Origin of the sequence: Providencia sp. PROV130 (genome assembly GCF_028482225.1) — a bacterium.
Classification (GTDB): domain Bacteria; phylum Pseudomonadota; class Gammaproteobacteria; order Enterobacterales; family Enterobacteriaceae; genus Providencia; species Providencia rettgeri.
The window spans coordinates 1-19,043 of sequence record NZ_JAMPQC010000021.1; the positions used below are offsets into that span (position 1 = coordinate 1).

Sequence of the window (19,043 nt, forward strand, 5' to 3'; positions counted from 1 at the left end):
ATGTGACTAGGGCGAAGAGACGAAGCCAACACCCCTACAACGCGAAGTATGACGAGAAATTACACTTCTTCCATCTTACCTAGCAGAGTCCGTAAACGCTCTTGCCAAGCTTGCTGCTCTTGTTTTAATTGTTCATTTTCACGCACCAGTGAATCCGTACCTGACTTTGCTGTTTCCAACTCTTGGCTTAATGCACCATTTTTATCTTTTAATTCATCGATTTCCATTTGTAACAGTGTGATTGTATCAATCGCTTGTTGGACTTTGGATTCTAGTTTTTCAAATACTTCAAATGACATAATTCTGGTCTCCCTTATCAGCTTTTACACGATTGTAAGTAGCATGATCCTCTGTGTCCAGTTCCTTCCTTCTGAATCGTAGTTACCTTCATAAAAAAACACTGGTCAGATCACATCACAAAGGTCGAATTCATCACTATTTTTGATTGTTTTGTTTCGCTTTAGTGATGTAACACACATTTTTCAATTTCGATATTTCTCGTTTATGTTCTTTAACGATAAATTCACAGTTAATGATTTTCGATTAGAAAATCTTAACTTAAAAAAACATTACAATATTTTTCATTTTCGTAGGATAGAAACATATGAGCCAAATGACGACTACATCACTCACAGGTCAGTGCATCTCAGAGTTTTTAGGGACTGCGCTACTGGTATTTTTTGGTTTAGGCTGCGTTGCTGCCGTTAGAATAGCGGGTGCACAACTAGGCTTATGGGAAATTAGTATTATCTGGGGCTTTGGCGTTGCTTTAGCCGTTTACCTAACAGCGGGTACCTCCGGTGCTCACTTAAACCCAGCGGTTACTCTCGCACTATGGCTATTTGCGTGTTTTGATAAACGCAAAGTTGTCCCTTATATCATCGCACAGATGTTAGGTGGTTTCTTTGCTGCCGCCTTAGTTTACTCAATGTATTCCCCTGTATTTTTCGATTACGAGCAAGTCCACCATATCATTAGAGGCTCACAAGAAAGCTTATTTACTGCGGGTGTTTTCTCAACCTACCCTGCGCCGCAAATTAGTGTTCCTCATGCATTCTTTATTGAGGTCATTATTGCGGCCATTCTAGTTTGCTTAATTCTCGCGCTAACCGATGATGGCAATGGTGTTCCTCGCGGCCCACTCGCTCCATTATTAATTGGTATCTTGATTGCCGTCATCGGCGGGTCATTTGGCGCACTCACTGGATTTGCACTCAACCCAGCTCGTGACTTCGGACCAAAGGTTGTCGCTTATCTCGCAGGCTGGGGTGATATTGCTCTCACTGGTGGTCGCGATATTCCGTATTTTCTTGTCCCATTGACAGCACCTATTGTTGGTGGTCTGCTAGGCGCATTCGCCTATCGCAAACTGATTGGTCGCCACTTGCCTTGCATGGTATGTGAAGAAGAGACCAAAACAGAAAAATTATCCGTTAAAAACACCAAATCCTCGGAACAGGCTTAAATTATGACAACTGAAACCACTATTGCGAAAAAGTATATTGTTGCACTCGACCAAGGCACAACCAGCTCACGCGCTGTTGTGTTAGACCATGATGCAAATATTGTCAGTATTTCACAACGTGAATTCACCCAAATTTACCCTAAACCAGGCTGGGTAGAACACGACCCAATGGAAATATGGGCATCCCAAAGTTCAACATTGGTTGAAGTCCTTGCGAAAGCAGATATTCGTACAGATGAGGTCGCTGGGATTGGGATCACGAACCAACGTGAAACTACCATCGTATGGGAAAAAGCCACAGGTAAGCCCGTTTATAATGCGATTGTGTGGCAATGTCGCCGCACCGCTGATTTTTGTACGCATTTAAAACAAAATGACCGCGATTTAGAAGAATATATTCGCCAAAATACCGGCCTGGTTGTCGACCCCTATTTCTCCGGAACCAAAGTAAAATGGATTTTAGACCATGTTGAAGGTGCCCGTGAACGTGCCGAGAAAGGTGAATTACTATTTGGGACTGTCGATACTTGGCTCGTTTGGAAAATGACACAAGGGCGTGTTCATGTCACCGACTACACCAATGCATCTCGAACCATGTTGTTCAATATCCGTAACCTTGAATGGGATGATAAAATCCTCAAAGCACTGAATATTCCACGTGCGATGCTCCCAAAGGTGCGCCCTTCTTCCGAAGTCTACGGGCAAACCAATATTGGGGGAAAAGGCGGAACACGTATTCCAATCTCCGGGATGGCAGGTGACCAACAAGCCGCACTTTATGGTCAGCTGTGTGTCAAACCAGGAATGGCAAAAAATACCTATGGCACTGGTTGTTTCCTACTTCTGAACACCGGCGAAACTGCTGTACGCTCAAATCACGGCCTACTAACAACTATCGCATGCGGCCCAAAAGGCGAAGTCAATTATGCCCTTGAAGGTGCCGTATTTGTTGGAGGAGCCTCAATTCAATGGTTGCGTGATGAATTGAAATTGATTGATGAGTCAACTGACTCTGAGTATTTTGCTACTAAAGTGAAAGACAGTAACGGCGTGTATGTTGTTCCTGCCTTTACAGGTTTAGGTGCTCCTTATTGGGACCCGTATGCGCGTGGAGCAATCTTTGGCTTAACCCGTGGCGCAAACCGCAACCATATTATCCGCGCAACATTAGAATCTATCGCTTATCAAACCCGTGATGTACTTGATGCCATGCAAGCAGACTCAGGTGAACGCTTAAAAGCACTGCGCGTTGATGGGGGCGCTGTCGCTAATAATTTCTTAATGCAATTCCAGTCAGATATTTTAGGCACCCCTGTTGAGCGCCCTGAAGTGCGAGAAAGTACCGCATTGGGTGCAGCCTATCTTGCTGGTTTAGCGGTTGGTTTTTGGAGTAACCTTGATGAGTTACAAAGTAAAGCAACGATTGAGCGCGTATTCAAACCGGGTATTGAGACTACAGAACGTAATTTCAAATACGAAGGGTGGAAAAAAGCCGTAGCACGTGCTCAGGAATGGGAAGATCGCGGTTAGTTTTTAATTAAAAATAATTAGATTTGCAGCCAAACATAATATATTTGACTGCAATCTGAGGCAGCACTTCTGTGCTGCCTTTCTTTTTCATAAAACTAATTAGCTAATAAATATAAAACCAATAATCAGATTAATAATAAATTAGAAGAACAATAAGTATTTATTTAAAGTTGTCTAGCAAGAGGAAAATTAACTATTGATAGTTTAAGAAATAAAGAAAGGACACGGTTATGGAAAACCGACACGAAGAACAAAGCAAACCCATTTCATCCATTAAAAATCAATACGATAACAATATTAAACAACAATCATTAAAAATTGGCTTATACGCACGTAAAGGCAGAGTCGTAGTTATTGATAATAACTCACCGTTATTAAAAAACTTAAGTCTTGACCCTAGAGCTTCAAAAGAAGGCAAATCCGCTCATGAGCTATTTAGCTGGCTTATAAATAAGCCAAGAGTTATAGGAGAAACGAAATACAGCTACATTGTAAGCACATTACCAAAGTCCCAATTTTCTGGTTTCACGTTCCATGCCAAGCAAGGCATATTTGTAGAAAGCTTTAATTCACCCAATGAATGGATCGACGGAGAAGTCAAAGCACAGGCCCAGCTCGCTGATTTATTGTTACCAAGTGGTGAATGGCACCGCCATTACAGCATCGTAATCTTGCCCGAAAGTGCCAATGATAAACAAATCGAGCTCATTCGCCATTGGTTGGAGCTCACAGGTGGTAGTTTATTGATAGTAAAAGACAAACAAAAAAAAACATCAGCTTCTACTCAACAGTTAATCAATGAACTTCGTCCAGTAGAGCACATTGAGCTAGCCAGCAATACCTTAGAAAATCACAACTTCCAACAAGTTATTATCTTACCACCCCATACAATAAGCTCATTGAAGCTAACTGATGAATTACGAAAAAATAGTCAATATTTCTCAGTAACCATAAGAGATACCAATAATAACAAAATATTAAATTTACATGATATCCCAATTGCAGAAACATCATCTTGGCAAAAGATTGCCCATTCAATCGAAACCGATGTCAATAGAATGATGGCAGAGCACCGACTGCCTGCGGTTAAAATCAGCTATGAAAAGAATACATTAAAACTTGTTGGGGAAAATATCATTTTTCGCCAGTTTCAATTGAAACAAGTAAAACAAGTCATCTCTCGATATCGTAAGCAAAAAACCATCGCTCAAACTCTCCCTATTTTTGTGGCAGAAAACCCAGATGAAATACCCAATCAATTAACTGTAGGGGCCATAACAGGAAAACTACCCAATATCCCTCATATTAAGGGTTACAAAATCCTTGAACAGCCCCAATTTGGGCAACTAACACTAAACAACACCACCAATGAATGGCAATATATTGCCAATAACACAAAATTTAAAACCCGCTCAGACCAGTTTGACTTTATCGCCATGCTGTCTAATGGGCAAAAATCCCAGCCTATTTCCATTCAGTTACAAACCGAAAATACACCACAACTCCGTATTCCTGGCAAACGGACATTTTCCGTTCCAGACCCGATTTATCATGAACCTCAACGGCGTTATCACCCAACACCAAGCGATATGCAAATCCATAATATTCAACTTGCACAAACTCATCTGCAGAATATGACAGATAAGCATATAAGCTTAACGGCTAATCGCTGGGCATTATTGAATGTGGAGATAACCAGTGAAACCGCGGCAAAATCCCCCGATATTGAGGCGATTATCAGTAGTAAAGAAAGAAAAATATTAGGTCGAATAAAACTTACAGGACCAGACCATTTACCCAAAACATTGACAGCACTTCCCCGCCGGCCCAATGTCTCCGTACAAAACTGGCATCAACAACGCTTTACTGCCCCGCTAAAAGGTGAATGGATACAACCGGATATCAACATCATTATCACTGTTAATGGCAAACCCATTATCACCGAAGAAACCAACCAATATGGGGCGTTCTCCCCAAACATCACGCTTGATAGCCACTTAATTGTTCGTGTAGATAGCCACAGCTTATACCAACAAGGGCATGGCGTTTATTCAGACTCCCCATTAGGCTGGGGAAGAGAAGCTGTGTCAGTCTTGCCTATTGGGCAACTCATACTGTATAGCTCTCCCGCCACAGTCAGTCACCCAAGCTTAACGCCATACGGAGAGGTAAATAAAAACCCAATGCCGTTTATTCATCCCAATTATGATAACCCTGAAAAAATCAGCTATCACCCTGAAGCCCAAATCCATTGGGCTTATAATAATAGCCAACAATACCAAACCGCTAACAATGCTGATTCTGACTACCAATATACTGCCATTGAAACCCTGCCTTCGAGTGTGTTCAACTCGCTATTAGGACTTGCATCACCCAATCACGGAGGGGGAGTTCACGAGCCTAACGTGATGTTTCACGAAATTTTTGGTCATGGCCTTGGGTTGCCACATACGGACTCGCAAGCTCATAATAATCAGCCAACATACCCTTACCGCCCCTATGACCACGGTAAAAATCCAGCTTATAACCAATCTAGGCAATATTATGTCACTTATCACGATCCCCACGACCCGCTACAACAGGCTATTCCGACTATGTTTTCGAGCTATGCTCCTTTTAGGAGCGATGCCTACGATGCATTTTTACCGCACGCAGATACCTACAACCAAAAAATCCACCAATTTTTAAGTAAAAGAGTACGTTGGCAGCCGAATAAAATAAAAGGTGTCGATAGTGAGGATGATGGATTTGCGGGGGAAGGGTTTTATCAACGATGGAATAAAGATTCTAAACAGTGGGTTACGCTAAAAAAAGTGAATTATTCAAAATATTATCACCGTACTCAAATTGAACAATTTCCTCATCAACGTGATGTCCCTATCTATTGGATACACATTCACTCAGCCAACATGGCGGACAATACACTTCACCCTTATAGTACGATTACCGTTGACCGTACCGTGGGTAATTTACCCGCTGATTATCACAACCTAAAAACAGGCGTAGGTCGTCCGTTTTATATTTACCATAATAATGCTTTAACGGTGACTTATGCCACGCCGAATGGGTTATTGACCGAAGTATTACAAATTCCACACGCAACGAGCTTCAATATTGCAGATAAAGGCGAATTAGTTCAATTCACCATACATAAATTGAACTACAAAAAAGAGCTCGGGCAACTTATTTACCACTATAAAAACCCGACCTCACTAGCGAATCGCATATTTGCAAAATATGATGGCCAAACATTACCTGACCACTTGCTCCTTGATAATTATTGGCAAGGCGCACCTATTTTTTGGGCAGCAACAGAAGAAGGCTTAATTGATTTTTCAACAGGTAAAGTCAATACTGCCAAAATCACAGCAAAAAGTGCCCTATCCGCCAAATGGATTGAAAATGGTCGGTTACACCAACAATATTTTTCATTATCGGATCCCTTTGGGCAAGATGGGCAAGTTGATACGTCAATGAACTTTATTGCTCTTAATCACCTTAATACCTACAAAACTGGCTATTTATCGGCAAATACGATCCACCACCAAATGATAGAAACACCATTAATCGCAGATATGAATATTGAGCAGCAGATTGATATTAGTGATTTAAACTTATCTAATGGACACTATACCTATTGGGTAACACTCATGAGCAGTGATGAGCAAAGACGAGTTCAAGAAAGAGTGCCTGTAGAGGAGTGGTTTTTTGCAATACAACAAAATCAATTAACCATAAAAGGAACGATAGACAGCACCCCAGGATTAAAACTGGATGGAATACTCATTCATATTGACCAGCACTTGCAAGACCATGTTGCCCCGAAGTTGATTTGGCTGCAACAAAACCATAAAAATCTAGCGGGACAATTAGCAGAAAATACGGAACTTCTAGATGACAACCAACCAGTGGTATTTAATTCAGGAGTCATTTTGCCGGAGCTAATATCATCAATACCAGAAAAGGAACCTAGCTCCCTTTGTTCATCAACGCTATCAATTCCGCAACAAAAGCAAGCTGATATACTGCTAAGTGCGTAATCTGAAAGTCAGGCTGTGTTTTACAGCCTGGCCTTCTCACGATTAAACCATGCGCTCTGAATGACTCATGCGTTTTGCTAAAGGCAACCAACACAATAATATGAGCGTCGACATTAAAAACATCAGTAACCCAAGGCTAAACTGCCCGTTTTGCGGTAATAATGCAGAAACCCAAGTGGCAACACCTGACCCTATATTTTGCAGGCCACCCACGAGTGCTCCCGCCGCCCCTGCTAAATAAGGAAAAGGCTCCATCGCGCCTGTCGTTGCTAAGGGAAATAACATCCCCGCACCAAAGAAAAATACCGCGGCCGGTACTAACAGTGTCCAAGTATTCATAATCCCAAACCAACCTGGAATCCACATCATAAAGCCTGCCAATAGACAAATAAGAACGGAGTGCCACATCAAATTATAAAATGTTTTTCCTTCTCGCCCCGCATACCAAGCACCAAAGAAAGCAGCAGGAATCGGCAATATAAATAAAATACTCACAGTAATGCTATTGAGCCCTAAAACACCGCCCATTAATACACCACTACTAGCTTCAAATACGGCTATTCCAGCTAACGCGCCCACTAACATGGATAAATAAGATAGAAATGAACCGCTTGATAATAATTCCCGATATGACGCAATCATTTTATGTTTTTCAGGTGAAACAGGACGCGTTTCGGGTAACCAACGATACATGCTTAATAATACAGAAGCACCTAAGATAAACAGGAAAATATAACAAGCATGCCACCCCCAGAAATGCGCCAATATTCCACCGAACATTGGGGCTAATAATGGGCTCACTAATATACCCATATTTAATAAGCTATTTGCATAACGTAACGCGGTGCCTTTATACAGATCACGAGGCATAGTTCTTGCCATCACACCTGCAACACCCGTTCCGAGGCCCTGCAACCCACTCGCTATAGTGAGTATATTTAATGTTGGCGCAAAAATCGCCACAATCGTTGAAAATAAGAAAATCGTTAAACCCGTTAAAATAACAGGTCGGCGACCAATTCGGTCAGATAACGGCCCATAAACTAACTGTGAAAAACCATAAGAAAATAAATAAGCCGCCATCACTTGTTGAACAGCACCAGAAGGCTCATTAAAATAAGTGGCAATTTCAGCAATGACAGGAACATAAATAGTTTGTGTCATTTGGCCGACCGCTGCCAATGCAATTAGCATTAATAGCAAATTAAAGTGTTCCAGCTTTCTCATTTTTCTCTCAGATACATCCAATAATTCAAATACACCCTATTTCAGACACAAAGTAACGCTGCATTATCTCAATGTAATAACGCAAAATTATTTAGGTGCTTAATTATCAATATAAAATACCGCTCCACACTTTGATGTCATTTTAAATAAGCTTTTGTGTCATTTAAAATAAATGGCAAATAGTGCGTTTCGCTTGAGTGTGACTAAGATAACAAAAGCCGCCATCTTTTCGTAGTAGTGCGACATTTTATGTTTTTCACTAATGGCAGTAATATTCGCCAGAATTGTCAACATAACTGTACATTAAGATTCAAAAAACATTCATTTAAAGAACAAACCACTGGAACACGTTATCGATAAGCATAAATAGTGAACTGTTTTAGTATTAAATCCTAGTGAGCCGTGCTTTGAGTTATTCGAATTATATATTTGTCATTTTTAGCCGGTGGATATTTGAATTATAAAGAGGTGGAATGTATGGCTAATTGGGTAACAGGAACAGTGACTGAAGCCAAATTTTGGACCGACTCATTATTCAGCCTTGTTATCAAGGCCCCGATTAAACCCTTTACAGCAGGGCAATACGCAAAACTTGGACTAGAAATCGAGGGAGAACGTGTCCAACGAGCTTACTCTTATGTCAATGCGCCAAGCGATGACCGACTCGAATTCTATTTTGTCATTGTACCAGGGGGCAAACTTAGCCCAAAACTCGCTAAACTAAAACCTAATGATACGTTACAAATTACGGATGAAGCGACGGGGTTCTTTGTTTTAAATGAAATCCCACCATGTAAAAACCTGTGGATGCTTTCAACAGGAACTGCTATTGGGCCTTTTTTGTCTATCCTACAAGAAGGCAAAGACTTGGATCGTTTCGAAAAAATTGTTTTACTCCACGCCGTCCGTTATGAGAAAGATTTAAGTTATTTACCCTTAATGAAAAAGTTGGAACAACAATATCAAGGGAAGTTAAAAATAGTTACCGTTGTCAGCCGTGAGCACTGCACAACCTCATTGCATGGCCGTGTTCCTGCGTTAATTGAAAGCCACGCTCTCGAAGATGCGGTTGGCCTGACACTTTCACCCGAGACCTGCCATGTCATGTTATGCGGAAACCCCGAAATGGTGAGGGACACTCGTGATACATTAAAAAATAGTCATCAAATGGTTAAACACTTGCGCCGCAAACCCGGCCATATCTCTAGTGAGCAATATTGGTAATGCAAAACACTACCCTGAAATATTTCAGGGTAGCATTCATGCTATGTGGTATTGGCATTATAGATAATCTACCGTTTCTGTTTCTTCACCATAGCGGTTAACCCCCTCCATTCCCAGAAAAGCACCGCAATCTATCACCATAATCATCGTAATAAATAAGGGTAAGAAACGCCCTATTCCCCATTGCCACACAGGTTCAAATTGACTGACATCGATTGAAAAGAGAGCAAATGCCAATAAAATTAGCGCAAACCATCCTCCCGATTTACCACGATCATGTAAACGCTTCACAAAGATAGCGGCCAAAGGGTAAAGTAGTAAAATAAATAACGATATAGCAAGCGTTTCAGAGAATAGCAGTACATTTTGTAACAGGGCAACTGCCGTCATTAAAATAAAAATGACCGCAATACCTACCCAAAATGGCCGGCGACCGATACGGCCTTTGAAGGAAAAAGCCCATTGTTGTAATGTCATTACCTATTATCCTGATACAATGTGGAAAACTAAAAATGAGTGGTTCAAAAATGACCCAAATTTTATTTCGTTCTGTATACGCCATCATAACCATTTTTGTACTTAGTGCGCCACAACTGGCTTTCGCTCAAAAGGTACCCACTTTGCCTGATACCGATTTCAAAGTCGCCTATTTAGCTCCAGATGCCCCTTCTTTTGAACTCACCATTCCAAAATTACGCAATCAATTCAATCAGGCTAATAAAGACTTATATCTCCATGAATATAAAGTTATTGCTAGCCAAGATATCTCCGCTCCCTATATTCGCGCGGCTTCTCGTATTAACCAACAGATATACTCCTCGGCAGTGTTAGAGCGTGGTAGTGAAAAAATTAAAAGTTTACAAATTACATTACTGCCATCAGATGACCCACAAGAAACCCAAAAAAATCGGCAGTTAATGGAAAACTATACTATTGCAATGATCCATATATTTGCCCCAGAAGTTTCACTGGACAACGCCCCTGCACTTACAGAAGCTTTAAATAAATTTATTGCCAATAATAATGCGACTCATGCTGAAGAAGCGCGATTAGGCGCTTTAAGATATATTTTAGTAAAAAGTGACAATAATGTGCTTACTTTTGCTGTTGAACCGATTAAGCTAGAACAACAAACACCCTAAACTGACTGTGATCACGCTCTAAGAACAAGCATGATGAAAAGCAAAGCTATTATTATCTATTGTTCTTATAATGCGGAAGGTGAATGGCGACAACATTGTCACGTTGCGCGTGTAACATAAGCGTGTGATGAATAACTTATTGATTAATCATTAAAACTCTCTGGTTGGAGGAAATAACATGCGACATCCATTGGTAATGGGTAACTGGAAACTGAACGGCAGCACACAGATGGTCAATGACCTCGTCGCTGGCTTGCGTAATGAACTAAGCAGCGTTGATGGCTGTGATGTGGCTATTGCACCACCTGCAATTTACTTAACCCAAGCTAAACACGCGTTAGCAGGTAGCCGTATTGCGTTAGGTGCACAAAACGTTGACGTTAACTTATCAGGTGCATTTACAGGTGAAACCTCTGCTGAAATGTTAAAAGATGTTGGCGCCAAATACATCATTATCGGCCATTCAGAGCGTCGTACTTATCACAACGAAAGTGATGAATTTGTCGCTAAGAAATTTGCTGTATTAAAAGAGCAAGGCCTGATCCCAGTATTGTGTATTGGTGAAACTGAAGCTGAAAATGAAGCAGGCAAAACCGAAGAAGTATGCGCTCGTCAAATTGATGCCGTATTGAACTCTTTAGGCGTAGAAGCTTTCCAAGGTGCCGTTATCGCCTATGAGCCAATCTGGGCAATCGGTACTGGTAAGTCTGCAACACCAGCGCAAGCACAAGCAATCCATAAATTTATTCGTACTCATATTGCGAAGAAAGACGCTGCTATTGCCGAGCAAGTTATCATCCAGTACGGCGGTTCTGTTAATGCGAGCAACGCGGCTGAGCTATTCACCCAACCAGATATCGATGGTGCCTTAGTGGGTGGGGCTTCTCTGAAAGCTGACGCTTTTGCTGTTATTGTTAAAGCAGCCGCTGAAGCGAAAAAAAACAAATAAGGTTATTTTAATACCTTGAGATTAACCGCCAAATATTGGCGGTTTTTTTGTCTTAATTTTTTAAACTAATAACTATATTAATAAACAATCTATATCTAAAGTTCCCCCCTCATAACTATCAACCATATAAATAATGAAAATTTAATTATCAAAAAAAATAATGGGATATTAATTAAATTTAAAACAAATTAACAAACAAGCGATTTAAAATCTCATCAAATATTATTGATAAAAATAAAACCTCATTTCCTAAAAATAAAAAAACAACAACAATAACATAAGGATACATCCAGTTAATATTTGGCATTATATATATCATTCATCATCAATTAAATAATAACGGTAGACAACCTATAAAAGTTAATACACATTTATCTCGCTAATCGCTCAACTAGATAATTAACATTAATAAATTTTACCCTGAAGGATAAATATGAAATATATAGTTGGTTTAATCTATAGCATCATAATTATATTCCCTACAATTTGTTTCTCTGAATTAAATAATGACTCTTGGCGAGTTAATACTAATATTTATTTGGAAATAGAAGAATACCAAGGTCAACGTGATTCATTTAAAAATAAAGTCTACGATAAAATCAGTACAGTTGGGCAATTAAAGCTATACAACCCTAAATCTGACTGGCGCTTCATCCTAGATCATCGTGAATCCTTAAGAAATCATGGCCGTAATTTTACAACTTCACGGGATTCTTATATTCGAAACCGCACACAAATTGATGCTATCAAAAAAATTCTCAACACCTCAAAATCAGACTTAGAACTTGGTTTTCGTTACAGAAAAGAGTCAAACGATGTCGAACCCAACACCAAAGCGCGCTCATCGAATCGCTTATATGGCTTAACCCCAGCCGGTGAATACCGCTTCAACGATGATTGGTCTTTTAATTTTTGGCTTTCTTATTTTTATTACAGTAATTATTTCAATGACAGTAGCCATGAAGCAGAAACTGAATATGGTGTGACTTACAAATATTCAAATGCATTAAAAGCAAAACTCACTGTTTATATTGACAACCAATGGGATAAAAATTTCAGTACCCGCTTTTTACAATCGCAAGTTCGTGCTTACTTACCCATTACCATTAAGCCTAACTGGAAAATTACACCATATGTGCGTTATTTCTTACAAGAAAATACCTATGACAAAAATAATTATTTAACACAGGAAATTAAAAATGGCTTCCGCATTGGCTCCCGCGTGGAATACAAAGCTACGCCATCCCTGACTTTATGGAGTGAACTCGCCTATGAGCCTTCAACATGGAAATCACCGAAAAAGAATGGGACCACGTCAGGGTATGATAATAAACAAACGTTATACCTCGGTAAAATTGGCGTAAAATACCAATGGTAACCTTTAATTTTCAATCAACTTATTTCTCATAAAAAAACAAGCCATATGGAATATCATGTGGCTTATATATTTTAAATCACAAAATCATTTAAATATAAGAATAAAACATTTCGAAAAGCAAATAATCAGTTGAAATATTCACTTTTAACGTTACATTGTCGATTTAAATATCATTTAATTATAATTTATACTTACGTCACATAACAAAATAATATCAAACTGAAATTATTCTAGGTTAAAATCAATTATTCTCAAAAATTTACTATTTAATATCAATTAGATAAATAAAAACCATCTCAGTATTTATTTGTACTCTATTCCTCTTACTCTAAAAGAGAGAATACTATCAACTGTGAGCACTCTCACATCATAAATATATCCAGCCACTTATTATTTTTCGAAAAATAACCTAGAGAAAATGAAAATGAAGAAATTCACTTTACTTAGTGCTTGTATTTTCAGTGCGTTTTCAATGGCTAACCCAATAACACAAGCCCAATTGAATGAATTATGGCAAGACAAACAAAAGTCTGCTCAAGAAATAGTGGATAATATGTCCGAGGCTGAGAAAATTGGTCAGCTATTCATGCTGGATTTTAGATATTGGAATAAAGACAGTAATGGGGAACCCGCACCATTTTTGGCTATGAATGATGAGGTTTCTAAGGTTATCAATCAATACCATCTCGGATCAGTGATCCTATTTAGAGAAAATCTGATTGATACACCACAAACTGTGGAGTTAATTAATAAACTTCAATCTTCCCGCAGTAACCTTCCATTATTTATTGGCACCGACCAAGAAGGCGGCTATGTCACCCGCTTACGCGTAGGCACCGAAATGCCTGGTAATATGGCTCTAGGCGCAACACGTAACCCAGCCCTTGCAGAGCTAACAGGGATGATCCACGGATATGAGCTATCCAGTCTTGGTTTTAATATCAATTTTGGTCCAGTTGTTGATGTTAATAACAATCAAAATAACCCAGTGATTGGGGTACGTTCATACTCAGATGATAAAAATTTAGTTGGAACTCTGGCCACCAGCTATATTCAAGGTATTCATAAATATAATTTATTGACGTCACTTAAACATTTCCCTGGTCACGGAAATGTTTCTGCTGACTCTCATGTTGATTTACCCGTTGTTAATTCTGACGCAAAAACATGGCGAGATACTGAACTCGTCCCATTCAAATACGCGTTATCTCATGGTGCTGATGCCGTCATGACCGCACATATTATTGTACCAGCACTGGATGACCATAAGATCACCACACTTGCCGGTAAACAAGTTGGCACCCCAGCGACGCTTTCCAAACCTATTTTGCATGATATTTTACGTGATGAGCTCAACTATGACGGCTTGATAGTGACAGATGCCATGGATATGGGGGCTATTGCAGACAATTTCGATATTAATTGGGCGGTAGAAACCTCGCTACTTGCTGGCTCAGATATTATTCTTATGCCAATCAAAATGTGGGACTCCCAAGCGGTTTCTCGTTTAGATAACATGTACCGCTATTTAGAAACACAAGCAGAAAAAAATCCAGAACTGAAGAAACGTATTGATGAATCCGCAAAACGTGTGGTGCTGAAAAAGCTTCAGCAAGAAATTACGGCACAACCTGTAGACATAGTGAAAGCGGAACAAGTCGTCGCATCAAAAGGCCATAAAGATATTGAAAATATGGTTTCTGAGCAGGCTATCACATTAATTAAGAATGAGAATGTACTGCCTTATCAATTAAAACCACTCAATCGAATTTTCACTATTTCTGATGAAAAACCACGTAATTCTTTAATTCAAAAACAGTTAAATGATATCGCACAAGAAACGGGAGTTGCGATTATTACAGGTGAAAGTGTCGTTAAATTAAATGAAAACACACTAACTCAAGATGAAGCAAAAAAACTGGTGCAAAACCAAGATTTGGTATTACTGACGACCTATAACTTAAAGGATACACCAACGAATGCTCAGCTTATCATTGATGCTGCAAACCAACTTAAAACCCCGATTGTTGTTATCTCTTCACGTAACCCCTATGACATTGCATACCTAAATAATGTCAGCGCAAATATTGCTATCTACGGTATCACTGGATTTGATATCACCAATAATAACCGCAATTCATTAGAAACCAATATTCGTAGCGGGTTACGGACATTATTTGCTAACACTCATGGCCTGCCGCTAAACCCACCTCAAGGGGTGCTACCCGTTAATATCAAAAACCCACAAGGAAACAAAGTCCTGTTCCCTTATGGTCATGGCGAAACTTACTCCACAGTCAATTAATTACACAACCTATTAATTACTTAGCAATCATTCCGCCTTTATACCTCCACGGTATAAAGGCCAGACACTAACGCCTTAAATAAAGGCATAAAAAATAAAATACATATAAAAATTAAAGGGTTAAAATGAAAACTTCACTGAATGGTTTACTTTTTGTTACGCTCACAGGATTGGCAACATCCGTTTTCGCAGCCGATCAAGTCAATAATGATTACTGGCGCGTTTCTTCCAACGTCTATATGGAACTCGAAAAATTTGAAGGGCATCATAATACCAGCGGTCGTAAGGTCTACGACAAAACCACGATGGTTGGGCAGCTATTTTTAGTGAATCCTGAATCAAAATGGAGCTTTTTTCTGGAACATAAGGAATCATTAAGAAGCTACAACCATAATTTTTCAACATCCAAAGACTCTTTTATTCGTAATCGTACACAAATTGGCGCTACTCGGAAAATGTATGCCAGCGAGATTGGCCAGTTCAATTTAAATGTCACCTATCGCAAAGAATCCAATGACTCCGCACCAGGTACACAAGCGCGCCCATCGAATACGATGTTTTGGTTAATGCCTAGCGGGACATACAATTTCAATGATAAGTGGGCGTTTAACTTTTGGGATGCGGTTTATCACTACGACAATTTCCACGCCCCCAACAGTTATGAGTGGGAATCCGAGCACGGGCTTGTTTACAAGGTCAATGATTCCGCAACCGCCAAAGTCTATCTATACACCGATTGGACATGGGATAAAGACTTTAATAAGACATGGGAACAAAACCAAATTCGCGGTTATTTTCCTATCACGTTAAACCAGGATTGGAGCGTAATGCCTTATTTTCGCTATTATTTAAATGAACATAACTACGATAGCAACAAACGTACAACCCAGAAAGTTAAAGACGGCTACCGTGTCGGGACGCAGGTTTTTTATAACTTAACACCAAAACTAACACTATGGGGCGGCTTCGCGGTTGAACCTAGTACTTGGGAAAATCCCAAAAATGCAGGTATCACCTCTGGTGGCAATAACCGTCAAACATTTTATCTTGGCCAGTTAGGTGTCAAATACCAGTGGCAATAAATTAACCTCATTCCTAGTCTGCCCCTCACAGGCTAGGAATAATACCCCATTTTAATCCTGTTTTTATTATCCCCGCCCTTAACTATCATTACTCAAAATATTTATTACACCTAAGATAATACTCTAAATAGTTCAAATTGTAGGTAGGCGGCAAACAAACGAGGCCCTAGGAGCATACACCAGTATGTGACTAGGGCGAGTGCGTGCAGCCAACACCCCTACAAATTGAAATATGACGAGTATTTAGGAGCATACACCAGTATATGACTAGGGTGAGAGCATGCAGCCAACACCCCTACAAATTGAAATATGACGAGTATTAGCGTTGAATGATTTCGTCGAACACCCCTCCATTCGCAAAATGGGTTGCTTGCGCGGCTTGCCAGCCCCCAAAGCTGCCATCAACCGTCAGCAGTTTTAGTTCAGGAAACTGTTGTTGATATTTTTTGGCCACTTCACTATTTCGTGGTCGATAATAGTTTTTAGCTGCAATTTCCTGCCCTTGCGCAGAATAGAGATGCTCTAGGTAAGCTTCTGCAACCGCCCTGCGGTCACGTTTATCGACGGTTTTATCGACAACAGCGACGGTTGGCTCAGCGAGAATCGAAATACTTGGCGTCACAATTTCAAACTGCCCGCTTTCCCCTAACTCATTGATGGCTAATAACGCTTCATTTTCCCAAGCAATTAATACATCGCCGATACCACGTTCAACAAAACTATTGGTTGCGCCACGAGCCCCTGAATCGAGGACTTCCACATTTTGATACAGCTGTTTAACAAACTGCTTCGCTTTTTCAGAGTCTTGCTGGTTTTTATCTAATGCATACCCCCACGCTGCGAGGTAATTCCAACGAGCTCCACCAGAAGTTTTCGGGTTGGGTGTCACCACAGAGACATCTTTACGGACTAAATCGTCCCAATCGTTGATGTTTTTCGGGTTATCTTTACGAACTAGAAAGACGATAGTCGATGTATAAGGAGCTGAGTTATCGGGAAGTTTTTCTATCCAGTTTTTATCTATACGGCCACTTTGTGCAATAGCATCAACATCGTAGGCTAAAGCTAACGTCACAACATCGGCTTCTAACCCATTCACCACTGATATGGCTTGCTTACCTGAGCCACCATGAGATTGACGAACAGTGACGGTATCCCCCGTTTTCTTTTGCCAATAATCACTAAATTCCTGATTATATTGCTGATAAAACTCACGAGTTGGATCATAAGACACATTCAACAATTGAATGTTTTTCGCCCATGTCCCTGTCGCTAACAGCAATAGCAATGCTGTCGTGAATTGTGATTTTTTTACCTGCCATGAACGTGTCATTTGCCTTCCCTCATTAAATTTGCGATAAGGAGAGGCTGACAGATAGCATCAATTACGGGAAATAATTAAAAAGAAAAACTTATAAGAATGAGGAATATATGAACAGAGTATTATCTGGAATACAGGATCAAACCTGCATAGCGGGAAATCACTATGCAGGAAAGATTTGCAATTATAGAGGGATTAGTACAGCTTCTTCGCTGTATCAAACCAATCCTTCTTAAAGACGCGCTTCATATTCATAACCGCATCAATAATGTCATGATGGACTAATTTTTCATTTTGAATACCCACACAGCGCCCGCCGTAGCCTTCCAACAGAAGTTGAATGGAATAAGCCCCCATGCGTGATGCTAAAATGCGGTCATAAGCAACCGGAGAACCACCGCGTTGGATATGGCCTAGAACCGTTGCACGGGTTTCGTGGTGTGTTTCCTGCTCAATATATTTCGCTAATTCACCCACATCACAAACGTGTTCGGTAATAGCGACAATCGCATGACGTTTGCCTTTTTCAATACCACGTTTGATTTCTGATAATAATTCTTCGCGGTCAAAAGCCATTTCCTGCTCAGGTAACACTAAGAACTCACAGCCCCCAGCAATCGCAGCAGATAGCGTTAAATCACCACAGTAGCGACCCATTACTTCAACAATAGAAATACGTTTATGGGACGTCGAGGTATCGCGAAGGCGGTCAATAGCCTCAACAACCGTTTCAAGTGCAGTGAAATAACCGATGGTATAGTCTGTGCCAGCAACGTCATTATCAATCGTTCCCGGTAATCCAATACATGGGAACCCAGCTTCCGTCAGTGCTTTAGCCCCCAAATAAGAACCATCACCACCAATAACAACTAATGCGTCAATATGATTTTTCTTCAGATTATCGAATGCGACTGCACGCACTTTTTCATCACGGAATTGTGGAAAACGAGCTGAGCCTAAGAAGGTACCACCACGGTTAATCATATCTGACACGCTATACCGGTCTAATTGCTTCATGCGGTTTTCATATAGGCCAAGGTACCCGTCAAAAATACCCATGACTTCTAAACCTTCACCCAATGCCGCGCGAACCACACCGCGGATCGCTGCATTCATGCCTGGCGCGTCACCACCACTCGTTAAAACCCCAATTCTTTTAATCTGCTTGACCATGATGACCTCTGATTAATGAACATAAAATTGCAAATCGATAAAACCGTTACGCTGCTAATCTTTTTAACGCTAATTACGCTGGCTTACCAGTGCTGAATTGATTCACCTAGCAGCATAATACGGCAAAGAGTGAATTATGCATCTGCTTTCCATCAAGCTTTTATGTTTTATTGTGATCCAGTTTACATAATTCTAGCCGAACACCCC

At 40.2% G+C, this 19,043-nt stretch carries 14 protein-coding genes; 9 read left to right on the top strand and 5 right to left on the bottom strand.

Going from position 1 to position 19,043, the window contains the following annotated elements; translation table 11 throughout:
- Positions 1-59: 59 nt before the first annotated feature.
- Positions 60-299 carry a cell division protein ZapB gene (gene zapB / locus PSF28_RS14860; protein ID WP_004265299.1) on the bottom strand — a complete coding sequence of 80 codons (240 nt, stop codon included), beginning with the start codon at positions 297-299 and terminating at the stop codon, positions 60-62.
- A 305-nt stretch (positions 300-604) separates the two neighbouring features.
- Between zapB and PSF28_RS14865 the strand changes: the two genes are divergently transcribed.
- From PSF28_RS14865 to PSF28_RS14875, 3 genes are all read left to right on the top strand, one after another.
- Positions 605-1,465 (top strand): MIP/aquaporin family protein, encoded by an 861-nt coding sequence (locus PSF28_RS14865; RefSeq protein ID WP_210838062.1) that lies wholly within the window; start codon positions 605-607, stop codon positions 1,463-1,465.
- A 3-nt stretch (positions 1,466-1,468) separates the two neighbouring features.
- The gene (gene glpK / locus PSF28_RS14870) at positions 1,469-2,995 is read left to right on the top strand and encodes a glycerol kinase GlpK (protein WP_272685264.1); all 1,527 of its coding nucleotides are present in this window, start codon (positions 1,469-1,471) and stop codon (positions 2,993-2,995) included.
- A gap of 230 nt (positions 2,996-3,225) precedes the next feature.
- The gene (locus PSF28_RS14875) at positions 3,226-7,035 is read left to right on the top strand and encodes a hypothetical protein (protein WP_272685265.1); all 3,810 of its coding nucleotides are present in this window, start codon (positions 3,226-3,228) and stop codon (positions 7,033-7,035) included.
- Between the two features lie 42 nt (positions 7,036-7,077).
- On the opposite strand, the gene emrD is transcribed toward PSF28_RS14875, so the two are convergent.
- Positions 7,078-8,262 (bottom strand): multidrug efflux MFS transporter EmrD, encoded by a 1,185-nt coding sequence (emrD, locus tag PSF28_RS14880; protein ID WP_102140628.1) that lies wholly within the window; start codon positions 8,260-8,262, stop codon positions 7,078-7,080.
- A 477-nt stretch (positions 8,263-8,739) separates the two neighbouring features.
- On the opposite strand from emrD, the gene fpr reads away from it, so the two are divergent.
- Positions 8,740-9,486 carry a ferredoxin--NADP(+) reductase gene (gene fpr, locus PSF28_RS14885; RefSeq protein WP_102140627.1) on the top strand — a complete coding sequence of 249 codons (747 nt, stop codon included), beginning with the start codon at positions 8,740-8,742 and terminating at the stop codon, positions 9,484-9,486.
- A 57-nt stretch (positions 9,487-9,543) separates the two neighbouring features.
- Here the strand turns inward: fpr and PSF28_RS14890 are convergent, their stop codons facing one another.
- Entirely contained in the window at positions 9,544-9,963 is a 420-nt protein-coding gene (locus tag PSF28_RS14890) for a DUF805 domain-containing protein (RefSeq protein ID WP_004907027.1), read from the bottom strand.
- Between the two features lie 35 nt (positions 9,964-9,998).
- On the opposite strand from PSF28_RS14890, the gene PSF28_RS14895 reads away from it, so the two are divergent.
- From PSF28_RS14895 to PSF28_RS14915, 5 genes are all read left to right on the top strand, one after another.
- Positions 9,999-10,628 (top strand): DUF1454 family protein, encoded by a 630-nt coding sequence (locus PSF28_RS14895; RefSeq protein ID WP_202981446.1) that lies wholly within the window; start codon positions 9,999-10,001, stop codon positions 10,626-10,628.
- Positions 10,629-10,806: 178 nt separating this feature from the next.
- A complete protein-coding gene (tpiA, locus tag PSF28_RS14900; RefSeq protein WP_102140626.1) occupies positions 10,807-11,577 on the top strand; it encodes a triose-phosphate isomerase in 771 nt (256 codons plus the stop codon).
- Positions 11,578-12,010: 433 nt separating this feature from the next.
- Positions 12,011-12,955 (top strand): OmpG family monomeric porin, encoded by a 945-nt coding sequence (locus PSF28_RS14905; RefSeq protein WP_272685266.1) that lies wholly within the window; start codon positions 12,011-12,013, stop codon positions 12,953-12,955.
- Positions 12,956-13,379: 424 nt separating this feature from the next.
- Positions 13,380-15,260, top strand: coding sequence for a glycoside hydrolase family 3 protein (locus PSF28_RS14910; protein ID WP_102140631.1), 1,881 nt, complete (start codon positions 13,380-13,382; stop codon positions 15,258-15,260).
- Positions 15,261-15,385: 125 nt separating this feature from the next.
- The gene (locus tag PSF28_RS14915; RefSeq protein WP_004907017.1) at positions 15,386-16,342 is read left to right on the top strand and encodes an OmpG family monomeric porin; all 957 of its coding nucleotides are present in this window, start codon (positions 15,386-15,388) and stop codon (positions 16,340-16,342) included.
- A gap of 319 nt (positions 16,343-16,661) precedes the next feature.
- On the opposite strand, the gene PSF28_RS14920 is transcribed toward PSF28_RS14915, so the two are convergent.
- Both PSF28_RS14920 and pfkA read right to left on the bottom strand, forming a co-directional pair.
- The gene (locus PSF28_RS14920) at positions 16,662-17,675 is read right to left on the bottom strand and encodes a sulfate ABC transporter substrate-binding protein (protein WP_102140624.1); all 1,014 of its coding nucleotides are present in this window, start codon (positions 17,673-17,675) and stop codon (positions 16,662-16,664) included.
- Positions 17,676-17,858: 183 nt separating this feature from the next.
- Positions 17,859-18,836, bottom strand: coding sequence for a 6-phosphofructokinase (gene pfkA / locus PSF28_RS14925; RefSeq protein WP_004265237.1), 978 nt, complete (start codon positions 18,834-18,836; stop codon positions 17,859-17,861).
- Between the last annotated feature and the right edge of the window lie 207 nt (positions 18,837-19,043).

What these genes read in the sequence shown, in the direction of transcription:
- zapB (WP_004265299.1), bottom strand. Translation starts at nt 299, where the DNA reads ATGTCATTTGAAGTATTTGAAAAACTAGAATCCAAAGTCCAACAAGCG.
- PSF28_RS14865 (WP_210838062.1), top strand. Translation starts at nt 605, where the DNA reads ATGAGCCAAATGACGACTACATCACTCACAGGTCAGTGCATCTCAGAG.
- glpK (WP_272685264.1), top strand. Translation starts at nt 1,469, where the DNA reads ATGACAACTGAAACCACTATTGCGAAAAAGTATATTGTTGCACTCGAC.
- PSF28_RS14875 (WP_272685265.1), top strand. Translation starts at nt 3,226, where the DNA reads ATGGAAAACCGACACGAAGAACAAAGCAAACCCATTTCATCCATTAAA.
- emrD (WP_102140628.1), bottom strand. Translation starts at nt 8,262, where the DNA reads ATGAGAAAGCTGGAACACTTTAATTTGCTATTAATGCTAATTGCATTG.
- fpr (WP_102140627.1), top strand. Translation starts at nt 8,740, where the DNA reads ATGGCTAATTGGGTAACAGGAACAGTGACTGAAGCCAAATTTTGGACC.
- PSF28_RS14890 (WP_004907027.1), bottom strand. Translation starts at nt 9,963, where the DNA reads ATGACATTACAACAATGGGCTTTTTCCTTCAAAGGCCGTATCGGTCGC.
- PSF28_RS14895 (WP_202981446.1), top strand. Translation starts at nt 9,999, where the DNA reads ATGAGTGGTTCAAAAATGACCCAAATTTTATTTCGTTCTGTATACGCC.
- tpiA (WP_102140626.1), top strand. Translation starts at nt 10,807, where the DNA reads ATGCGACATCCATTGGTAATGGGTAACTGGAAACTGAACGGCAGCACA.
- PSF28_RS14905 (WP_272685266.1), top strand. Translation starts at nt 12,011, where the DNA reads ATGAAATATATAGTTGGTTTAATCTATAGCATCATAATTATATTCCCT.
- PSF28_RS14910 (WP_102140631.1), top strand. Translation starts at nt 13,380, where the DNA reads ATGAAGAAATTCACTTTACTTAGTGCTTGTATTTTCAGTGCGTTTTCA.
- PSF28_RS14915 (WP_004907017.1), top strand. Translation starts at nt 15,386, where the DNA reads ATGAAAACTTCACTGAATGGTTTACTTTTTGTTACGCTCACAGGATTG.
- PSF28_RS14920 (WP_102140624.1), bottom strand. Translation starts at nt 17,675, where the DNA reads ATGACACGTTCATGGCAGGTAAAAAAATCACAATTCACGACAGCATTG.
- pfkA (WP_004265237.1), bottom strand. Translation starts at nt 18,836, where the DNA reads ATGGTCAAGCAGATTAAAAGAATTGGGGTTTTAACGAGTGGTGGTGAC.